Source organism: Agromyces mediolanus, from assembly GCF_023715325.1.
GTDB lineage: Bacteria > Actinomycetota > Actinomycetes > Actinomycetales > Microbacteriaceae > Agromyces > Agromyces mediolanus_A.
The window spans coordinates 718678-735253 of sequence record NZ_JAMBNX010000001.1 but is presented as its reverse complement, the minus strand read 5'-3'; the positions used below and the strand labels follow the sequence as shown (position 1 = coordinate 735253).

The window sequence follows — 16576 nt, the reverse complement described above, 5'->3', positions numbered from 1 at the left end:
AGCGCCCGCGGGGGGCTTGCGCTCGGCCGCTGGTTCCCTGAGCCCGTCGAAGGGAGCCCGTCGAAGGGATGGTTCCCTGAGCTCGTCGAAGGGAGCCCGTCTAAGGGTTGGTTCCCTGAGCCCGTCGAAGGGAACGCCACCCGCTTCGACAAGCTCAGCGAACCAACACCCCGTCGAAGGGAACGCCACCCGCTTCGACAAGCTCAGCGAACCAACACCTCGTCGAAGGGAACGCCACCCGCTTCGACACGCTCAGCGAACCAACACCGCTCAGCCGAGCGCGGCGGACGCGAAGCCGATCGACCGCAGACCGCGGCGGCGCCCGACGACGATACCGGTGCCGACGACCCCGATCAGGGCGAACAGCGCGAGCACCCCCGCGGCTCCGGCCACTCCCGCTCCCCCGGCGCCGGAGACGATGAGCTGCATGCCCTGCACCGCCCAGGTGAGCGGAAGGAACGGGCTGATCGTCTGGTACGGGCCGCTCAGCGCCTCGATCGGGACGAGACCGCCCGTCGCGGTGAGCTGCAGTGTCACCAGGATGAGCGAGATGATCATGCCGCCGCGTCCGAGCCAGGTCATGAGCCACGCGTGCACCGCCGTGAAGGCGAGCGCCGCGAGCGCGGAGAAGGCGAGGGTCTGCGGCAGCAGCGACCAGGAGACGCCGAGGGCGAGGTGCAGCAGCCCAACGACGGCGACGGCCTGGCCGAGCGCGACGAGCCCGGCTCGGGCGAGCGCCCGCCAGAGGAGCCCGCCGGTCGATGCGGTGCTCCGCAGCGCTTCGCGCCCGAACGGACGGAACACGAGGAACATGGCGAGCGCACCGACCCAGAGGCCGATCGGGGCGAACCACATGCCGACCGCCTCACCGGTGGAGGCGATCTCGTGGTCGCGTGCGGTGTCGACCGTGACCGGCTGCGAGACGACGTCCGACATCTCCTTGCCGTCGACGTTCGTGAGTGCGCCCGCCTGCTCCGCGCCATCCGCGAGGCCGTTCGCGAACTGGGTCGCTCCGCTCGCGAGCTCGCCGGCCCCGTTGGCGGCGCTGGAGGCGCCGCTCGAGAGCTGGTCGAGGCCGCCGGCCAGCTCGCCCACGCCGGACGCGAGACCGGAGGCGCCGTCGACCAGCTGCGTCCCACCGTCGCGGATACCGGAGGAACTCGCCGCCAGCTGCTGCGCACCCGACGCCGCCTGGGCGATACCGCTCTCGAGCGCTCCGAGTCCGGCGGTACCCGCCGCGAGGGGCTCACCCCCCGCCGCGACGGCGCTCATCGTGCCGCTCACCTTGGCGAGCTCGGTGTAGAGCCCGGGAATCGCCGCCGGGTCCGTGTTCGCCAGGATCCGCGCGGTCACGTCGGCCAACTGCGCCGAGTAGGTGTTCACCGCGCCGACGTACCCGCCGACCCCGGTTCCGAGCTGACCGAGTCCGGTCGTCTTCGCGGCGAGCTCGCCGAGCCCGCCCGCGACGCCATCGACGCCGCCCGTGTACTGCGCCACACCGTCCGTGTACTGCCGCACGCCGTCCGCGTACTGCGAGGCTCCGCTCGCGGCATCCGAGGCTCCGGACGCCGCCGACGCGACGCCGGTCGAGAGCTGGCCCACGCCCGTCGAGAGCGAGCCGGCACCGGAGGCGAGCTCCGAGGCGCCGTCGGCCGCCTGGTCGAGCGAGCCGCCGAAGTCGGCGAGACCCGCGTAGAGCCCTTCGAGGTATTGCTGCGTGAGCGTGCGCCCGAAGGCGGCGGTCATGGCGTCGCCGACGGACTGCACGACGGAGCCGGCGAGGTAGGAGTGCGCGTCGTCGGTGCGGATCTCGAGGTTCGCCTTCGTCGGGTTCGAGCCCGAGAGCGAGGTGACCGAGGCGGAGAAGTCGGACGGGATGGTGAGCACCGCGTAGGCCTCGCCGTCGGCGAGCTTCTTCGCGGCCTCCTCGTCGTTCGAGATGGTCCAGTCGAAGCCGCTCGCCTCGCCGCCGGTGAGCTCGGTGACGAGCAGCCGGCCGGCGAGCACCTGCTGCTCGGCGCCGTCGGCGTCGGTGGTCGTGACCATCTCGTCATCGTTCACGACGATCGCCGGGATCTGCTCGAGCTGGTCGCTGCCGCCCGCGACCGCGCCGGAGACGAGGCCCGCGACGGCGAGCGGGACGGCGACGACGGCGGCGAGCAGCGCGCCGTAGCGGAGCCGGCGCTGGGCCGGGGTGGTGCCGAAGAGACGGGAGAGTCGGCCGCTCATCGCAGGGCCTCCTGGTGGTCGGGGGAAACGGGGGAATCAGGTTCGGCCGGGAGAGCCGGGAGAGCCGGGAGGGCCGCGAGATCGATCGTCTCGACGCCGCGCGCGGCGAAGAGGCTGCCGGCGGCCGGCCCCTGGGCGGAGCGACCGATGCCGACGATGAGGGCGACGTCGGCGGGCACGAGCACGGCGAGGGCGTCCCAAAGTTCGGCGGTCGCGGCACCGGGCGCCTCGTCGAGGTCGATGGCGACCGCGTTCGGTCGTTCGGCGAGTGCGGCGGCGGTCGCGACGACGGCGCGCGCGACGGCCCCGAGCGATTCGAGCGGGGTGTCCGCGTCGAAGCGCTCGCCGATCGCGAGCGCGGCCTTGCGCGACCACTCCGATGCCGTCCGCGAGGCCGGAGCGAGCCGGTACCACGGGCGGGTGGCGTCGAGTCGACGGGCGATGAGCTCGCCGACCGTGCCGCCGTCGAGCGCCTGATCGGCCGAGAGCTCGGCGATGGCGACGCGACGGAGGACTTCGCCGCCGGAGCCTGGCAGCGGTCGGCCGAGCACCGCGAGCCGACCGGACACCGGGGCGAGGCGCGCGGCGAGCGTCGCGACGACCACTCGGCGGTCGACGGCCGATCCGCGCACGAGCAGCGCACCGTGCTCCGGCACCTGGAGGTCGACGGGGCCGATGGTGCGCTCGGGCAGGCCGAACACGGCGCGTTCCGCGAGCACCGCCGCCGGGCGAGCGCTCGCCCACTCCTCCTGGTCGAGGTGGGCGCGGAGTCCCTCGCCCTCGATGTCGACGTCGGGCAGCACCCGCCCGAGCCACTTCGGCAACCACCACGCCCCGCGTCCGGCGAGCGCCATCGCGGCGGGCACGAGCGTCATCCGAACCAGGAAGGCGTCGAAGGCGACGCCGATCGCGAGCGCGAACGCGATGCCCTTGATCGGGCCCGATCCTTCCGGCACGAAGGCGAAGAAGACGAAGAACATGATGAGCGCGGCAGCGGTGACCACGCGGGCGGCGTGCTGGAATCCGTGCACGATCGCCTCGCGAGGCCGGCCGCCGGGGGTCTGCCGCTGCGAGCGCACGAACTCCTCGCGCATGCCGGACACGAGGAACACCTCGTAGTCCATGGCCAAGCCGAAGAGCACCGCCATCAAGAGGATCGGCAGGAAGCTCAGGATCGGACCCGGCTCGATGTGCAGGAGGTCGGCGAACCAGCCCCATTGGAACACCGCGACCGTGACGCCGATCGCGCCGAACGCGGAGAGCAGGAAGCCGAGCGCCGCCTTCACCGGCACGAAGACGGAGCGGAACACGATGAGCAGCAGCACGATCGAGAGTCCGACGACGATGAGGGCGAACGGCACGAGCGCGTCGCTCAGGCGCTGCGAGATATCGATCGAGACGGCGGTGTACCCGGTCACCGCGATGGGCGTGCCGAAGTCGGCCTGGATGCCGGGTTCGAGCTCGCGGATCGACTCCACGAGCTGCTTCGTGGCCGGGTCGTCGGGCGCGCTCTCCGGGATGACCTGGATGATCGCCGTATCGACCGTCGGGTTCGGCATGCCGTCGCCGACGTAGGCGACGTCGTCGAGGGCGCCGATGCGCGCGCCGATGGCGTCGAGGTCGTCGAAGATGTCGGTCGTCTGGGTGATGTCGACGGTCACGATGAGCGGGCCGTTGTAGCCGGGGCCGAAGCCGTCGGAGATGAGGTCGTACGCCTCGCGCGAGCTCGAGCCGACCGGGTCGGTCGCCGCGCTCGGTAGGTTCAGGTCGAGGCTCAGCGCCGGCACCGACGCGGCACCGAGGAGGCCGACGATCACGACGACGAACGCGATGGGGGCCTTCAGCACCGTGTCGACCCAGCGTCGGCCGAGGGGCTTCTTGCCGCCGTCGTCGTCGGCGTTGGCGCGCCGGTGCGCGCGACTGCCGGGCTTCGGCACGAGCCGCTTGCCGAGCACGCCGAGGAGGGCCGGCAGGAGGGTCACCGCGCCGACGACGGCGATGAGCACCGCGAAGGCGGCGCCGACGCCCATGACGCTGAGGAACGGGATGCCGACGACGAGCAGGCCGAGGAGGGCGATGATGACGGTGAGGCCCGCGAACACGACCGCGCCGCCCGCCGTGGCGACCGCCTCGGCGGCGCTCTCCTCGGGGTCTTGGCCGCGGGCGAGCTGCGTTCGGTGCCTGGAGAGGATGAACAGCGCGTAGTCGATGCCGACGGCCAGGCCGATCATGACGGCCAGCATCGGCGCGGTGCTCGAGACGGGGGTGACGGCGGCGACGATCGAGATGCCGCCGAAGGCGAGGCCGACGCCGACGAGGGCGGTGAGGAGCGGCATGCCGGCGGCGAGCAGCGAACCGAAGGTGATGAACAGCACGACGCCCGCGAACAGCACGCCGAGCGCCTCGGTCACGGTGAGGCCGAAGCTCGTGTCCTGGAACACCTCGCCGCCGAAGGCGACCTCCATGCCGGCCTCCGTGGCGAGGTCCTTCGTGGCGGTCACGGCGTCGAGCTGGCCCTGGGTGACGTCGGTGCTGGGGCCGTCGAACTGCACCTGGATGATCGCGGTGCGCGCGTCGTCGGAGACCTGGTCGCCGGCGTACTCGTCGAAGGGGCCGAGCACGCTCGCGACGCCGTCGATGTCGGCGAGCTCGCTCGACATCTCGTCGATCGCGTGGCGGTAGGGCGCGTCTTCGACCGAGGCGCCGTCGGGCGCCTCCACGACCGCGCGGGCCGACGCGCCGGCCGTCTGCGGGAAGACCGCGGCGAGCTGGTCGATCGCCGACTGCGACTCGGTGCCGGGGATCGCGAACGATTCCTGGAGCTGACCGCCGAGCCCGATGCCGGCGCCGAGGAACGCGCCGAGCGCGAGCACCCAGGTGACGATGACGAGCCAGCCGCGACGGTAGGCGAAGCGGCCGATGCGGTGCAGGAGGAGTGCCATGGTGTCTTCCAGGTCAGCGGCCGGCGGCCGGGATCAGCAGTTCGGTGAGGACGTCGACGAGCGCGGTGCGCACGTCCTCGTCGGAGTAGGAGGTGACGAGCTGGGTCATCTCGTCATCGTCGAAGAAGGTGGCGTCCGCGACGAGCGCGTAGGTCGCTCCGGCCAGCGCGACGCCGAAGCGCATCTGCTCGGCGAGCGAGGCACCCGTGCAGATCGCGTCGGCGAGGATGCGGATCGCGGCGTTGCCGCGTTCGATCGCCGGGATGCCGCGCAGGGAGTGTCCCTGGCTCACGAAGAGGTGCACGGCGAGCCGCTCGCCGAGCAGAAGGTCGACGAAGCGGCCGATGAACGCCCCTCGGGCCGCATCGGAACGGCGGCCCTCGGCGAACTCCGCGACGAGCACTTCGAGCTGGTCGATGGCGGGCGTGACGGCCGCCTCGAGCAGGGCCTCCTTCGAGGTGTAGTGGTAGAGCACACTCGACTTCGAGTACCCGGCGTGGTCGGCGATCTGCTGCAGCGAGGTCGCGGCGAATCCTGCGGTGGCGAACTGTTCGAGCGCGGCCTGGCGCAGCTCGTCGCCGGCGCGGGGGCGCGCGGGGAGGGTGGCGTCGGTGGGCATACTTCGACGGTAGCTGACCGATCGGTCAGACTCTGTCCGATCGGTCAGATTCTCGGTCGACTCCCAGCGCCCGTTCACCTCCAGGACCGTCTGGCGGATGCCCCACCGCGCGGATCCCGTCAAGGGGGCGACGTGGACGCGCTCGGCCGGGTAGCGTTGCGGCATGCGCAAGTACCTCTTCAGCGGAGCCGTGCTGAGTGCCGCCATCAGCGGCATCGGCGTCGTCAAGGCGACCATGTCCGGCCCGCGCGACTGGCGGCTGCTCATGATGTGGATCGCCTGGGCCGCGAGCCTCGCCGTCGCCATCGGCACGGTCGCCGACGAGACGAAGCGCGAAGAACTGGAGTAGGCTCCGCCTGCCGCTCTGCGGCGTGTCCCCCGCGCGATGGCGCGTCGGTGCCTGAGACTTGAGGCACTGCACGCGATCGAGAGGGTTCCATGATGTTCCGCCGCTGGCGCCGCGCGAGGCTCACCGCCGAAGCCTCGGAGCACGTCGCCGCGCCGGCGCCCCGCCCCTCCGCGGCGGAGCTCCGCGGCGAGCACATCTTCGAGCTGCTGCACGGCAAGCTCTCCGAGTTCATCGGCTCCTCCGGGGAGTGGACGCTCGTCCGTCGCACCGACGCGGATTCCGACCGGATCTTCCACGCGATCGTGACCCATCAGATCGCCGCCGAGCTCACGCGCAGCATCCTCGACGAGCGTGAGAACGTCGCCGTCGTCGTCCCCGAGGGCGAGCAGCAGCTCGCGCTCGACTGGGAACCGGCTCCCCTCGTGGTCTGGGCCGAGCCGCTCGGCGCTCATGTCGCCAACGTCGAGACGGCCGAGGCGGCCGCCGCGACCCAGGTAGCCGACGAGGCGGTGGCGTCCGGCGAGGTCGAGGCATCCGCCGTCCAGGCATCCGCCGTCCAGGCACCGCAGCACGCTCGCGCCGCCTGACGGCACTCCGGCCTCGGGCGTCCAAATTCCCGAGCGGATTCTTGTACGGCGATCCGCGCGCGCCGTCGTCCCGCGCTTCTAGCGTGAGAAGCGGGCGAACCCGCCCGACGACTCCGCGAGAGGGACGCAGCAGATGAGCACCGCACCGAGCACCGGATCCGCGCAGGACACCACCGCCGAGACCGCGCCGCCCGCCCCCCGCCGCCGCACGACCGCGAGGGACCTCGCGCAGATCGCCGTGTTCGCCGCCCTCATCGCCGCCCTCGGGGTTCCGGGGGCCATCCCGCTCGGCCCGGAGGGCGTGCCGATCACCCTGCAGACGCTCGGCGTCATGCTGGCCGGCGCGATCCTCGGCGCACGCAAGGGCTCCCTCGCCGTCCTGCTGTTCATCGCCCTCGTCGCGGCCGGACTGCCTCTGCTCTCCGGCGGGCGCGGCGGCCTGGGCGTCTTCGTCGGCCCGTCGGTCGGCTACCTGCTCGGGTGGCTGCTCGGCGCCGCCGTGATCGGCTGCGCGACGGCACGACTCCTCCCCCGCTACCGGCTCGTGCCGGCCCTGCTCTGGACGGCGCTCGGCGGCATCGTCGCGGTCTACGCGGTCGGCATCCCCGTCTTCGCCCTGGTGACCTCCACCCCCATCGGCCTCGCCGCCGCGGGGTCCGTGGTGTTCCTCATCGGCGACGCGATCAAGGTCGTCGCGACCGTGCTCGTCGCGAAGGGCGTGCACCGCGCGTGGCCGGGTCTCATCGAACCGAAGCCGTGGCCGTGGCGCCGCCGCTCGGCAGCGGGCTCGGTCGACGGCACCGCATGAGCGGCTGGCTCGGCGGACCGGACGATCGCGTCGCGCTCGCACTCGGGGGCCGGACGCTCGACTACCGCGCCCTCGGCCGGGCGGTCACAGCGCTCGATCTCCCGGCCGACGGCGCACCGCTCCTCGTCCCGGTCGGCACGCATCCGGTCGACGCGATCGTCTCCGTGCTCGCGGGGCTGGAGCGCGGTCGACCGGTGCTCGTAGGCACCGACACCCGGCCGGACGAACCGCTGCCGAGTGCGACCGAGCTCGCCCTGACCACCTCCGGGTCGAGCGGCGCGGCCGGACGACCCCGGATCGTCGCGCGCACCGCCGCCTCGTGGCTCGCCTCCTCGGCTCCGCTCGCCGAGGCGAGCGGCGCCGCCCGCGGAGCCGTCGTGCTCATCACGGGGCCGATGCACGTCTCGATGCACCTGTACGCAGCGCTGCACGCCCTGCACCTCGGCGGCACGGCGAGCGACGAGCCGACCGCCGCCTCGGTCGTTCACGCGACGCCGACGAAGCTCGCCCGGCTCCTCGATCGCACGGCGGTGCCGGCCACCGCCGTCGTGGCCGGCGCGGCCCCCGGCGACGGGCTGCGCGCACGCGCGGCGGAGCGGGGCGTACGGCTGGTGCAGTACTACGGCGCGGCCGAGCTCTCCTTCGTGCTCATCGGTGACGGCGCCGGGATGCACGCGTTCCCCGGCGTGGAGGTCGAGCTGCGGCCCGCCGCCGCCGGACGCGAGCTCTGGGCCCGCTCGCCGTACCTCGCCCTCGACGTGCTCGGCGGCGGGATGCTCCGCCGCGACGCGTCCGGCTTCGCCACCGTCGGCGATCTCGCCGAGCCGGTCGCGCGCGGCGACCGTTCGGAGGCGCCGCGGTTGCGGGTGCTCGGGCGCGGCGACGCCGCCGTCACCGTCGCCGGTGAGACCGTGCTCGCCGAGGACGTCGAACGGCGCCTCGTCGAGCTCGCCGGTGTTCGCGCCGCCGTCGTCCTCGGCGAACCCGACGGCCTGCTCGGCCAGCGCCTCGTCGCGGTCGTCGAGCTCGCCGAGGGCGCCGACCCGGCGCCGGCCCTCGCCCGTGCCCGCGACCTGCCCGCCGCCTGGCGACCTCGACGGTGGCACCACGCCGCGTCGCTGCCGCTCACCGACTCCGGCAAGCCGGCCCGCGGCGCAGTGGCGGACGCACTCGGTTCGGGCGTATACCCGCGCATCGACCTCCCGGAGCGCGGCGCATGACCGCGGTCATCGTCGCTGCCCGGCGGACGCCCATCGGCACTTCCGGGCGCAGTCTCGCGACGCGCACCGTCGACGAGCTCGCCGCACCCGTGCTCGCCGAGGTGGCACGCCTCGTCGAGCCCGCCGGCCGGGCGATCGACGACGTGATCCTCGGCAACTGCATGGGCCCCGGCGGCGACCTCGCCCGCGTCTCCGCACTCCGCGCCGGCCTCGGTCACGACGTGCCCGGGGTCACCGTCGACCGCCAGTGCGGCTCGGGACTCGACGCGGTGCTGCAGGCCGCGTCCCGGGTGCGGGCGGGTGACGCCCGGCTCGTGCTCGCCGGTGGCGCCGAATCGGCTTCGACCGCCCCGCACCGCAGCTGGCCGGACGGCACCCGGTTCACCCGGGCGCCATTCGCCCCGGCTGGATTCCCCGACCCCGACATGGGTCCGGCGGCCGAGCAGGTGGCGGCGCTCCGCGGCATCGACCGGGGTCGCCAGGACGCGTGGGCTGCGCGCTCCCACGAGCGAGCCGTCGCGGCGCGCGCCGCGGGGCGATTCGATGCCGAACTCGTTCCGATCGGCGAGGTGACGGCCGACGAGCGGCCGAGCGCCCGGATGACCCAGGCGGTGCTCGCGCGCTTCGCGCCCGCGTTCACCGCGCGCGACGACGGCAGCGTGACCGCGGGCAACTCCTGCGGCTTCTCCGACGGCGCTGCCGCGATGGCCGTGACGACGCCCGAGATCGCCCGCGAGCTGGGCCTGCCCGCCTTGCGGGTCCGGGCGGCGGCGGTCGCGGCATCCGACCCCGCGCTGCCCGGCCTCGGGGCCGCATACGCCGCGAGCATCGCGCTCGACCGCGCGGGCCTTGCCCCGAGCGCGCTCGGGGCGGTCGAGATCACCGAGGCCTTCGCCGCGCAGCTGCTGGCCGTGAGCGACGAGCTCGGGCTCGACGAGGAGGCGATCGGCGCGGACGGCGGTGCGATCGCGCTCGGGCACCCCTGGGGCGCCTCCGGGGCCGTGCTCGTCGTGCGGCTCGCCGCCCGTCTGCTCGCCGACGACGACGATCGGCCCGCCCTCGCGGCGTGCTCCATCGGCGGCGGCCAGGGCGTGGCGATGATCGTGGAGCGGATCGCATGAGCGCGATCGTGTTCGAGCGGGTGAGCCGCAGCTTCGACGGACGGCGGGTCGTCGACGACGTCTCCCTCGAGCTCGTCGAGCACCGGATCGGGATCGTCGGCGCCAACGGCTCCGGCAAGTCCACGCTGGCGCGCATGATCAACGGGCTCGTCGAACCCGACGCCGGGCGCGTGCTCGTCGACGGGCTCGACGTGGCGAAGCAGGGCCGCGAGGTGCGCCGCCGCGTGGGCTTCGTGTTCACGAACGCCGACACCCAGATCGTCATGCCGACGGTGCGGGAGGACGTCGCCTTCACCCTGCGCCGCCACCGGCTCGCCCCGGCCGAGGCGAACGAACGGGTGGATGCCGCGCTCGCCCGCTTCGGGCTGACCGAGCTCGCCGAGCGCCCCGCGCACCGGCTCTCCGGCGGGCAGAAGCAGCTCCTCGCGCTCGCGAGCGTGCTCGTCGGCCATCCCGCGATCCTCGTCGCCGACGAGCCGACCACGCTCCTCGACGCGAGGAACGCGCGCCGCGTCGCACGCCACCTCGCCGGACTCGACGAGCAGCTCGTCGTCGTGAGCCACCAGCTGGAACTCCTCGACGACTTCGATCGGATCATCGTCATGGAGCACGGCCGGGTCGTCTGCGACGATGTCCCCGCGGTGGCGCTCCCCCGGTACCGCGCCCTCATCGACGCCGACGACGACGCGGATGATTCCGCATCGGAGCGGACCGCCCCATGATCGGCGTCTTCCACCCGGGCGACTCGCTCGTGCACCGCACTCCGGCGCTCCTGAAGCTCGGGCTGCTCGCGGCGCTCGTCACGGCCATCGCGCTGCAGCACTCGGTGCTCGTGCTCGCGGGCGCGTGCCTCGTGGTCGCCGGGATCGTCGCCCTCGCCCGGGTGCCGCTGCGCCTCCTCTGGCGCCAGCTCGTGCCGCTGCTCTGGCTGCTCGCGATCGCCGTGCCGATCCAACTGCTCCTCGCGGGCTGGGAGCTCGCCGTCACGGTCGCCCTGCGGCTGCTGCTCGCGGTCGTCCTCGCCGGGGTCTACTCGCTGACGACGCCGGTGACCGAGACGCTCGACGCGGCCCAGCGACTGCTCCGACCGTTCCGGCGGTGGATCGACCCGGACCGGGTCGGACTCGCCCTCGCCCTCGCGATCCGCGCCATCCCGCTCCTCGGTGAGATCGTCGCGGAGGTGCTCGACGCCCGCCGGGCTCGCGGCGCGGAAGGCTCGATCCGCGCGGTCGCCGTGCCCGTGATCGTGCGCGCGCTGCGCACCGCCGATCACCTCGGCGAGGCGCTCGTCGCCCGCGGCCTCGACGACTGACGCACCGGCCGGCACCCGTCAAGCCCCTGCCGGTGACGCGGGGCATCGGCCAGCATGACGCCATGTCGCAGAACGTACGCCGCATGCACTGCCCGCCGGGTGCGGTCCTCGCCGTACTCGCCGACGGCTGGCTCTACCCCGCTTGGGTCGTCGGAGCGTCGCGGATGCGGCAGGTCGACGCCCGGTGGCCCGACCCGGGCACGGAACTGCATCACTCCGTCGGCGCCTGGCCGCTGCTGATCGACGACCGCACCATCAGCCTCGAGCGCACCCCGACGGCACTGACCGTGCGCGCCAGGGGATGGCTGCTCGGGGAGGCCCGGGTACGCGTCGAGGTGCGGGCGAGCGGGGACGGATGCCTCGTCCGCCTCCAGGAGGAGCCGACGGCGGGACCCGCGCACTGGCTGCCCCGACCGCTGCGCGATGCAGCGCTGCGCGTGCGGAACCGGGAGACCCTGCGGCGCCTCGCGTTCCTCGCGGAGGGGCGCGCGGCCGTCGTCGTCAACCCTCCGCCCCGGATTCCGGACGCTGGCTAGCCTGGCGGTATGCGCACTGCCGAACCAGAGACGGACCCCGCGACCGCGACGCCGCCGAAGGCGGGCGGCTTCAAGCGGCTCGTGGCCTGGGCGCTCGAACGGAAGCCCGTGCGGGCGTTCCTGCTCTATCAGGAGCACCACGGCCCGATGCTCGCCGACAGCGTGACCTACCGGGCGCTGTTCTCGGTGTTCGCCGGGGTGCTCCTCGGCTTCTCGCTGGCCGGCATCTGGCTCTCCCGCGACGACGAGGCCATGCAGGCGCTCATCGACGCGGTGGGCCGGGCCATCCCGGGGCTCGTCGGCGAGGGCGGCGCCATCGACCCGCGCTCGCTCGTGCAACCGGTCGCGTTCAGCGTCGCCGGGATCGTGGGCCTCGTCGGTCTCGTCGGCACCGCGATCGGGGCCGTCGGCTCGCTCGCCATCGCGTTCCGGGAGCTCGCCGACCAGGCCGCCGATCAGACCTTCGTCGTCTGGGCGGTGCTGCGCAACCTCGCGATCGCCGTCGGCTTCGGTGTGGCGCTCGGGGCCGGAGCAGTCGTGACGATGGCCGGCACCGCGGCGATCGGCTCGGTGCTCGACTGGCTCGGCGTGCCCGCTCGCTCCGGGTTCGCCGACCTCGGCGTACAGGCACTCTCGATCCTCGTCGTGCTCGCGATCGATACCGTCGCCGTCGCCGCGCTCTTCCGCCTGCTCTCCGGGCTGCGCCCCCGCCGCCGCTCGCTCTGGACCGGGGCGTTGCTCGGCGGCGTCGGGCTCACCGTGCTGCAGGTGCTCTCGGGCCTGTTCATCGGCGGTGCGTCCTCGAACCCGCTGCTCGCCTCGTTCGCCTCGATCATCGCGCTGCTGCTCTGGCTGAACCTCTCGAGCCAGGTCGTACTCATCGCGGGCGCCTACATCATCACCGGCGTGGACGAGGAGCACGATCGCGTCGCCGCCCGCTACGGCAGCCCCACGATCGCCGTGCGACGCCTGCAGCGCGCCGAGCGCCGGGCCATGGCTGCGGTCGCGGAGGTGGAGTCGGCGCGCGAGGCGGTCGAGCGGGAGCGCGGCTGAGCGAGTCGGAAACGACGAAGGCCCCGGCATGCTGCCGGGGCCTTCGCTCTGGTGCACCCCCAGGGACTTGAACCCTGAACCCACTGATTAAGAGTCAGTTGCTCTGCCGATTGAGCTAGAGGTGCGAAGTGCGGATCTTGCGAACCGAACCGAGAGACCACGCTATCAGCTCGGCCACCTTCGCGCCAATCGAGCGCGGGCCCGTCCGCACCCCGGGCGCGTCGCCGGATGCCGCACCGAGAACCCGCCGTTCACCACCGGCCGATACGCTGATTCGGTGACCGAATCCTTCGCCGACGACCTCGCGCTCGCCCTCGAACTCGCCGATCTCGCCGACGGGATCTCACTCTCCCGGTTCCGTGCCGTCGACCTCGACGTGCGGACGAAGCCCGACCGCACGCCGGTCACCGAGGCCGACCTCGCCGTCGAGCGCGCGATCCGCGACCGCCTGGCCCTCGCCCGCCCGGACGACGGCATCATCGGCGAGGAGTTCGGCACCGAGGGCAGCACGAGCCGGCAGTGGATCGTCGACCCGATCGACGGCACCGCCAACTTCCTGCGCGGGGTTCCCGTGTGGGGCACGCTCATCGCGCTCGCGATCGACGGCGTCCCCGTCGTCGGCGTCGTCTCCGCGCCCGCGATGGGCCGTCGCTGGTGGGCCTCGGTCGGCGAAGGCGCCTGGACGCTCGAACTGCCCGACGAGTCCGGTGCACGCCCGGCGCCCCGCCGTCTCGCGGTGTCCGCCGTCGCCTCGCTCGCGGATGCCTCGCTGAGCTTCCAGAGCCTCGCCCAGTGGCGCGACGCCGGCTACCTCGACCGGCTCCTCGCGCTCTCCGAGCGTGTCTGGCGCGACCGCGCGTACGGCGACCTCTGGTCGTACATGCTCCTCGCCGAGGGCGTCATCGACATCGTGGGCGAGTTCGACGTCAAGATCTACGACCTCGCCGCCCTCATCCCCATCGTCGAAGAGGCCGGCGGCCGGTTCACCTCGATCACGGGCGAGGTCGGCCCCCATCACGGCAGCTCGCTCGCCACCAACGGCGCACTGCACGAGCTCGTGCTCGACGCCCTGCGCTGAGCGCGCCACCACCCGAACGGGGGCGGCTGCCCGATAGAGTCGATCGGCATCCATCCGACCCGACCCGACTGGAGCACCAGATGGCCTCGTCGTACGACTACTTCCTCCTCGGCGACCACGCCGCCGCCCGCACCGCGATGCGCGGGGCCCTCGAGGCGCAGGGCTTCGCGATCACCGAGACCCCGAACGGCGGCTTCTTCGCCAAACGAGGCAGCACGGCGCGCACGGTCTGGCTCGGCGCGATGGCCGGGTCGAAGTTCGTGATCAACCTGGCGGTCGACTTCATGACCGATGCGCAGGGTCTGCTCGTCGCCCGACTGCACCGGGACATGACGAGCGGGGCGCTGCTCGGCGGGGCGATCGGCGCTGCGAAGACCGCCACGATCTTCGGACAGACCGGCGACGCGGTCGCCAACGATCTCGTCGCGCGTCAGGTGCTCGCGCACCGCATCGACAACCCCTGAGCGGTCTGCCCGCGGGCAACGCGCTCGGATCGGCGTGCCGAGCGCGAGCCGGTCACTCGGGCTTCAGCGCCGGCAACGGCCCACCCTTGCGGGCGTCGGCCCACAGGTCGATGCCCGCATCGACCGCGTGCTCGTCGATCGCGCGCAGCTCCGCCTCGTCGAAGTCGAGCCGCCCGAGCGCGTCGAGGTTCTCGTCGAGCTGGGTGACACTCGACGCCCCGACGACGAGGCTCGTGACCCGCTCGTCACGCAGCGCCCACGCGAGCGCGAGTTGGGCGAGGGACTGCCCACGCGCGACCGCGATCTCGTTCAGCGCCCGCAGATGGCCCACCACCTCGTCAGTGAGCACGGTGCGGTCGAGCGAGCCGTCCGAGGCGCCACGCGAGCCCTCGGGCACGCCGCCGAGGTACTTGCCGGTGAGCAGGCCCTGCGCGAGCGCCGTGAATCCGATGACCCCGAAGCCGAGCTCGCCGGCGACGTCGAGCAGCCCCTCCGTCTCGATCCAGCGATTCAACATCGAGTACGACGGCTGGTGGATGGTGAGCGGGGTGCCGAGCTCGGCGAGCAGGCCCGCCATCGTGCGCGCGTCGGCCGCGGAATACGAGGAGATGCCGACGTAGTGCGCCTTGCCCGCCCGCACGATGGCATCGAGCGCCGACGCCGTCTCCTCGAGCGGTGTGCCCGGGTCGGGCCGGTGGTGGTAGAACACGTCGACCGAGTCGAGGCCGAGCCGGCCGAGCGAAGCGTCGAGGCTGGACATCAGGTACTTGCGGCTGCCGCCGGAGCCGTAGGGTCCGGGCCACATGTCCCAACCGGCCTTGGTCGACACCACGATCTCGTCACGGTGCGCACGGAGCTCACGGCCGAGCACACGCCCGACGTTCACCTCTGAGGCGCCGTAGGGCGGGCCGTAGTTGTTCGCCAGGTCGAAGTGGATGACGCCGCGGTCGAAGGCGCGCAGCAGGATGTCGCGCTGCCGCTCAGCCGGCCGGTCGTCGCCGAAGTTCTGCCAGAGCCCGAGCGAGAGCAGGGGCAGCTGGAGGCCCGAACGGCCCGAACGGCGGAACGTCATCTGGTCGTAGCGGTCGGACGCCGCGGAGTAGCTCATCGCTCGATCGTAGCCGCGGCCGCCGACGCCGAGCCGAGGCATCCGCTCTGCCCGGGGCACGGACGCACCCGCCGGTCAGGTGCCGAGCAGGAAGCGCAGCACGACCCAGCCGCCGAGCACGCCGACGCCGATCGCGATGCCGCTCCAGGCGACGCCCGTGCGGAGCCTGCGCCCCTCGAGGGCGACCGTCTCGTCCTCGTCGGCACGCTCGTCGCGGTAGCGGCGCGTCTGCCGCCTGGCCTTCGGCAGCACGAGCGCCATGATCCGTTCGTAGCGCCGCCACGTCTCCGGGTCGAGCAGGTCGATGTGGCGCCGGGTGAAGAGGGTCATCCGGTCGTCGACGATCTCGACGTCGAAGTCGCCCGCCTCGTCGACGAGGAGCGCCATCAGGTCGGGCGTGAACACGTAGAGCGCGTCGCGCTCGTAGCCCGCCGGGCAGTACAGCGCGAAATGCCGGTCGAAGTCGCCCTCGAGCGAGAGCCGCTGCGCCCGGTGCATCGTCTCCGGCAGCGAGCTCTGGCCGAGCACGTTGTCGCGAGTCGAGTCGAGCACGAGATGCGGCAACTCGCGGGTGAGCCGGAGGGCGAGGTACGACCACTCGACCGTGCGCCGGTCCTTCCCGCTGCCGGTCACCGCCTGCAGCACCCCGACGTCGAAGAACTCGCCGGAGCCGGCGAAGAGCCGATCCCGCACGAGACGGGTGGATCCGACCGAGAAGATCGCCCCCGGGTACTGGGGCGCGTTGCCCTCGGGCATCCAATACAGCCGGTTGTCCCGCGCGAAGCGTTCGAGCCGGAGGTGGCGCGCTCGACGCCGCCGCGCCGCACCGAGCGACGAGATCGTGATCGCGACGACGAAGGCACCCACGCCGCAGAGGACGAGCAGGAAGAACGCCGCGGGCCACGGGCCTCGCTCCACCCACTCGTCGAGGACGCCGAGGAACGTCGCGGTGAAGACGAGGGCGAGGAAGCCGGCACCGAGCGCCCGCCAGAGCAGGCCCGCCGGCGACGGCCGGTCGGCCCTGGCGGCGAGCGCGAGCTCCCGCGCGTCGTCCGGCCCGAACGGCGCGGTGAGCGCAGTGGTGTCGAGGGCCGGACGCACGATCGCCAGCCTAGGGGATGCCACGGCGTCGAGGATGACCCGGCACCAA

Annotated in this window: 16 protein-coding genes and 1 tRNA gene; 11 read left to right on the top strand and 6 right to left on the bottom strand. The window is 73.1% G+C overall.

What is annotated here, in order from left to right; genetic code table 11:
* Positions 1-270: 270 nt before the first annotated feature.
* From M3147_RS03440 to M3147_RS03430, 3 genes are read right to left on the bottom strand one after another with little or no spacing between them, the layout of a single operon-like run.
* Positions 271-2229: a YhgE/Pip family protein gene (locus M3147_RS03440; RefSeq protein ID WP_251202050.1), complete on the bottom strand. Its 1959-nt coding sequence runs from the start codon at positions 2227-2229 to the stop codon at positions 271-273.
* Complete coding sequence (locus M3147_RS03435; RefSeq protein WP_251202049.1) at positions 2226-5171, bottom strand: MMPL family transporter; 2946 nt, start codon at positions 5169-5171, stop codon at positions 2226-2228. Before M3147_RS03435 ends, M3147_RS03440 begins: the two co-directional genes overlap by 4 nt.
* 13 nt (positions 5172-5184) lie before the next feature.
* A complete protein-coding gene (locus tag M3147_RS03430; RefSeq protein WP_251202048.1) occupies positions 5185-5790 on the bottom strand; it encodes a TetR/AcrR family transcriptional regulator in 606 nt (201 codons plus the stop codon).
* Between the two features lie 163 nt (positions 5791-5953).
* On the opposite strand from M3147_RS03430, the gene M3147_RS03425 reads away from it, so the two are divergent.
* The 9 genes from M3147_RS03425 (at position 5954) to M3147_RS03385 (ending at position 12776) form a co-directional block, all read left to right on the top strand.
* Positions 5954-6139 (top strand): hypothetical protein, encoded by a 186-nt coding sequence (locus tag M3147_RS03425; protein WP_189084681.1) that lies wholly within the window; start codon positions 5954-5956, stop codon positions 6137-6139.
* A gap of 92 nt (positions 6140-6231) precedes the next feature.
* Positions 6232-6726 (top strand): hypothetical protein, encoded by a 495-nt coding sequence (locus M3147_RS03420; RefSeq protein WP_251202047.1) that lies wholly within the window; start codon positions 6232-6234, stop codon positions 6724-6726.
* A gap of 133 nt (positions 6727-6859) precedes the next feature.
* A complete protein-coding gene (locus M3147_RS03415; protein ID WP_251202046.1) occupies positions 6860-7534 on the top strand; it encodes a biotin transporter BioY in 675 nt (224 codons plus the stop codon).
* On the top strand, positions 7531-8754 hold the full coding sequence (locus M3147_RS03410) for an AMP-binding enzyme (RefSeq protein ID WP_251202045.1): 1224 nt from the start codon (positions 7531-7533) through the stop codon (positions 8752-8754). The genes M3147_RS03415 and M3147_RS03410 overlap by 4 nt, the downstream gene beginning before the upstream one ends.
* Positions 8751-9875 (top strand): thiolase family protein, encoded by a 1125-nt coding sequence (locus M3147_RS03405; protein WP_251202044.1) that lies wholly within the window; start codon positions 8751-8753, stop codon positions 9873-9875. Before M3147_RS03410 ends, M3147_RS03405 begins: the two co-directional genes overlap by 4 nt.
* A complete protein-coding gene (locus M3147_RS03400; protein WP_251202043.1) occupies positions 9872-10597 on the top strand; it encodes an energy-coupling factor ABC transporter ATP-binding protein in 726 nt (241 codons plus the stop codon). The genes M3147_RS03405 and M3147_RS03400 overlap by 4 nt, the downstream gene beginning before the upstream one ends.
* On the top strand, positions 10594-11187 hold the full coding sequence (locus M3147_RS03395) for an energy-coupling factor transporter transmembrane component T family protein (RefSeq protein WP_251202042.1): 594 nt from the start codon (positions 10594-10596) through the stop codon (positions 11185-11187). The genes M3147_RS03400 and M3147_RS03395 overlap by 4 nt, the downstream gene beginning before the upstream one ends.
* 62 nt (positions 11188-11249) lie before the next feature.
* Entirely contained in the window at positions 11250-11723 is a 474-nt protein-coding gene (locus tag M3147_RS03390; RefSeq protein WP_251202041.1) for an SRPBCC family protein, read from the top strand.
* Between the two features lie 9 nt (positions 11724-11732).
* Complete coding sequence (locus M3147_RS03385) at positions 11733-12776, top strand: YihY/virulence factor BrkB family protein (protein ID WP_251202040.1); 1044 nt, start codon at positions 11733-11735, stop codon at positions 12774-12776.
* Positions 12777-12825: 49 nt separating this feature from the next.
* Here the strand turns inward: M3147_RS03385 and M3147_RS03380 are convergent.
* Positions 12826-12901, bottom strand: a tRNA-Lys gene (locus M3147_RS03380).
* Between the two features lie 152 nt (positions 12902-13053).
* Between M3147_RS03380 and M3147_RS03375 the strand changes: the two genes are divergently transcribed.
* Positions 13054-13854, top strand: coding sequence for an inositol monophosphatase family protein (locus tag M3147_RS03375; RefSeq protein WP_251202039.1), 801 nt, complete (start codon positions 13054-13056; stop codon positions 13852-13854).
* 80 nt (positions 13855-13934) lie between these two features.
* Positions 13935-14318, top strand: a complete 384-nt coding sequence (locus tag M3147_RS03370; protein WP_251202038.1) for a hypothetical protein — start codon at positions 13935-13937, stop codon at positions 14316-14318.
* Between the two features lie 52 nt (positions 14319-14370).
* Here M3147_RS03370 and M3147_RS03365 read toward each other — a convergent pair whose 3' ends face one another.
* Both M3147_RS03365 and M3147_RS03360 read right to left on the bottom strand, forming a co-directional pair.
* Positions 14371-15426, bottom strand: coding sequence for an aldo/keto reductase (locus M3147_RS03365; protein ID WP_251202037.1), 1056 nt, complete (start codon positions 15424-15426; stop codon positions 14371-14373).
* A 75-nt stretch (positions 15427-15501) separates the two neighbouring features.
* Positions 15502-16527 carry a DUF3137 domain-containing protein gene (locus tag M3147_RS03360; protein ID WP_251202036.1) on the bottom strand — a complete coding sequence of 342 codons (1026 nt, stop codon included), beginning with the start codon at positions 16525-16527 and terminating at the stop codon, positions 15502-15504.
* Positions 16528-16576: the final 49 nt, after the last annotated feature.

Coding starts and splice junctions, on each gene's coding strand:
- M3147_RS03425 (WP_189084681.1), top strand. CDS start 5,954: ATGCGCAAGTACCTCTTCAGCGGAGCCGTGCTGAGTGCCGCCATCAGC.
- M3147_RS03410 (WP_251202045.1), top strand. CDS start 7,531: ATGAGCGGCTGGCTCGGCGGACCGGACGATCGCGTCGCGCTCGCACTC.
- M3147_RS03435 (WP_251202049.1), bottom strand. CDS start 5,171: ATGGCACTCCTCCTGCACCGCATCGGCCGCTTCGCCTACCGTCGCGGC.
- M3147_RS03395 (WP_251202042.1), top strand. CDS start 10,594: ATGATCGGCGTCTTCCACCCGGGCGACTCGCTCGTGCACCGCACTCCG.
- M3147_RS03385 (WP_251202040.1), top strand. CDS start 11,733: ATGCGCACTGCCGAACCAGAGACGGACCCCGCGACCGCGACGCCGCCG.
- M3147_RS03370 (WP_251202038.1), top strand. CDS start 13,935: ATGGCCTCGTCGTACGACTACTTCCTCCTCGGCGACCACGCCGCCGCC.
- M3147_RS03415 (WP_251202046.1), top strand. CDS start 6,860: ATGAGCACCGCACCGAGCACCGGATCCGCGCAGGACACCACCGCCGAG.
- M3147_RS03440 (WP_251202050.1), bottom strand. CDS start 2,229: ATGAGCGGCCGACTCTCCCGTCTCTTCGGCACCACCCCGGCCCAGCGC.
- M3147_RS03420 (WP_251202047.1), top strand. CDS start 6,232: ATGTTCCGCCGCTGGCGCCGCGCGAGGCTCACCGCCGAAGCCTCGGAG.
- M3147_RS03430 (WP_251202048.1), bottom strand. CDS start 5,790: ATGCCCACCGACGCCACCCTCCCCGCGCGCCCCCGCGCCGGCGACGAG.
- M3147_RS03405 (WP_251202044.1), top strand. CDS start 8,751: ATGACCGCGGTCATCGTCGCTGCCCGGCGGACGCCCATCGGCACTTCC.
- M3147_RS03365 (WP_251202037.1), bottom strand. CDS start 15,426: ATGAGCTACTCCGCGGCGTCCGACCGCTACGACCAGATGACGTTCCGC.
- M3147_RS03400 (WP_251202043.1), top strand. CDS start 9,872: ATGAGCGCGATCGTGTTCGAGCGGGTGAGCCGCAGCTTCGACGGACGG.
- M3147_RS03390 (WP_251202041.1), top strand. CDS start 11,250: ATGTCGCAGAACGTACGCCGCATGCACTGCCCGCCGGGTGCGGTCCTC.